2 protein-coding genes are annotated in these 2,363 nt (G+C 39.0%); one reads left to right on the top strand and one right to left on the bottom strand.

The features are described from left to right. Positions 1 to 458: 458 nt before the first annotated feature. Positions 459 to 1,283: a hypothetical protein gene (locus MO867_RS21615; protein WP_252473003.1), complete on the bottom strand. Its 825-nt coding sequence runs from the start codon at positions 1,281 to 1,283 to the stop codon at positions 459 to 461. 422 nt (positions 1,284 to 1,705) lie between these two features. Here MO867_RS21615 and MO867_RS21610 point away from each other — a divergent pair, with 422 nt between their 5' ends. Next, on the top strand, positions 1,706 to 2,305 hold the full coding sequence (locus MO867_RS21610) for a hypothetical protein (protein ID WP_252473000.1): 600 nt from the start codon (positions 1,706 to 1,708) through the stop codon (positions 2,303 to 2,305). The last annotated feature ends 58 nt before the right edge of the window (positions 2,306 to 2,363 follow it).

Below are 2,363 nucleotides of genomic sequence, written 5' to 3'. Positions count from 1 at the left end.
CTATTTTAGGTCTATTCTGTTCGTTTTTACACCGGTTTATATGGGACAGCCCTGGTGGGGGGAGTAGCTGTCACGCCATATTATGAGGGATTGTTTGTGTTATGCTAACGATAATACTATTCGTGCTTGTGCGCGATAATCTCAGCTCTACTATATTTCGGCATCAAAGGATTTATACTATATACCTATAATTAAGTGCACCGTAGAAGGCTATGAATCAGTCGAAAATATTTTTGTGAATAAGGTGGATTTAACATGCTGTTGATTTTTATGAACTGGTACCGCGTAACTCGCATCGAACTCTTGATGCTGGAGTAGGCTATTTAGGGGTGAAGGGTAATTCCGCACTCTTGGAGTGCGGAGTTTTAGTGTAGGGTCTCAATAAAATTTGATTTCACACTTTTCCAGACTTGTCCTGCAAGAGGCGATATGAGCTGCTATGAAAACTTGGTGAGCTATTAGTAAACAAAAGATCTTGTTTTTTTGTCAAGCGAAAAGCCAAATTGTTTGGTTATCTCAATAAGATCTTTAATTATTTTTCCTTTTGACTCCCCAAAGGCTGTGCTTGCGTTGTCAATTATTTGTTTGGCGTTGGTCTGTTTTATTTTTTTTGCTGCTTCACACTTCTCAGTTAAGTGTAGAGTTAAGGGGGAGTTTTTTTCTTGTTTGGATTTTTGTTCTTCTAGCTTTATGTTAAGGGCTTGGTTGAAAGTTACAGATCTAAATTTATTTAAAGGAAAGCAGGTGCACTGTATTGCAAGCTGTGGTGCAGGTCTATAATGACCGGAATCATTATCCCATTCCGTTATCTCTCCATCATTATTAAAGGTAACGGTGCCTGCAAACCAAACATCATTGCCACGTGAGGCTAAGTAATAGTGCCCTACACGATCTTTTGAGTGAGCGGTGATTCCATTTTGATGGAATACAAAATTATATTTTCCCCTTGCTGTATGATTTTCGTTTAGTGAGGCGATTTTAAATGTCCACTTATCTTCCTCGTTGCATTCAAATTTTCCAATCCTATTGGTGTTTTGCGGAAACTCCCCGTCGATTAGAGTTGCAAGAAAAAAATATCCTTCTTCGTTGTGTGTAGTTGGTTTTGGTTTTATGTTCCCGAAGTCTAGAGCTAAAGTTTTCTTGAATTCAATGGAGTTCTTAAATTTTTCTTCAAAATCTTTTAAGCGTTCTAGAGTGAGTAGTTGTGATGTTGCTAAATGACATTTGTCGCATTTAGGTTTGTCATCCCTGTACTCAACCTTGCAATATCTGCAATATCTCATCCTGATTACCTGTGTGCGCTAAATTATTTTGTTAGCTGCGTCATACGGCTTTTTTAAGTAAGATAGTTTATCAAATAAAAAAAAGCAAATAAATATAGTATCAGGTGTAACAGTATAAGGGAGGGTGGTTGGCTGTATTTGTTTGAACTAGTTAGACTTAAAAAGGAAAATGTTGAATTTCAAACTTACACGTTTTCTTTATTTAAGTGGATGGCACCTAGCGGTTCTCTTAAAGTCGGGTTCGAAATTTATAATTTCCTGCAGTGGTTATTCAGCTGCTCCTGGCGACTGCCTGAATATTCGGCAGGAGCTTCTGATTCGCCTTTCCCTGTTTTCAGTTGCTTGCGTCTGGGTGTTGAGTTAGATTCAACCGAGGAAGGATTCAACTTAACACAAGCGTGAGTGCTAGCCAAGGAGGCGGAGTGAGAGACTATATAGTTCAAAAATTTCTTCATTTTGAAGAGAGTGACTTTGTTCCTGGTGAAAGCTTAAAAGAGGCGATTGTTATATTCCTTGCCTGGACGGCTCCAGCCTTTCTATTTGTTCTTTGGGCAAATAGGTTTTATCCAGAGGTAGAGTTTTATCAAGCTGCAATTAGAGAAGGTATTGGCCCGAATCTCTGGAATGTAATCGGGGCCTTTGGATTCATTTCGTTTTCAGTGGCTGTTATGTTTCCTCAGTTTTCCACCCCCTCGTTGGTTTCAAGGCACATACTGTCAAACACCTATGCAATTGGCTGTCTTACGTTTGGGTTATTGCTTGGTCAATGGTTCGGATTTCTATCGACTGATGGCTTAGTTTGGTGGCAGCGGGGTTTATTTGGGGTTACTTCGGGATTCTTGCTGGCTATAGTTTTAATGCTTAACTTGTTTGTTTGGTATTTGGGTTTCCTACTTACAGGTGATTCTGGTAAGAAATCGAGTTTCTTGAGAAAGATGGAGCAACTGCATGGGTTAATTAGAATCCCATTAAGTATATGTTTTGCAGCTGCAATGATTATGATCTTTTTGTCTGAAAAGTAACTTTTGAGGCTGTAATTTAAATTGTGTAACTGCTCATGCCCCCATACTCTATACCGGA

It is taken from the genome of Microbulbifer okhotskensis (assembly GCF_023895975.1).
Classification (GTDB): domain Bacteria; phylum Pseudomonadota; class Gammaproteobacteria; order Pseudomonadales; family Cellvibrionaceae; genus Microbulbifer; species Microbulbifer okhotskensis.
Note: the sequence above shows the minus strand (reverse complement) of the source record. Positions and strands in the feature narration are given on the sequence as shown.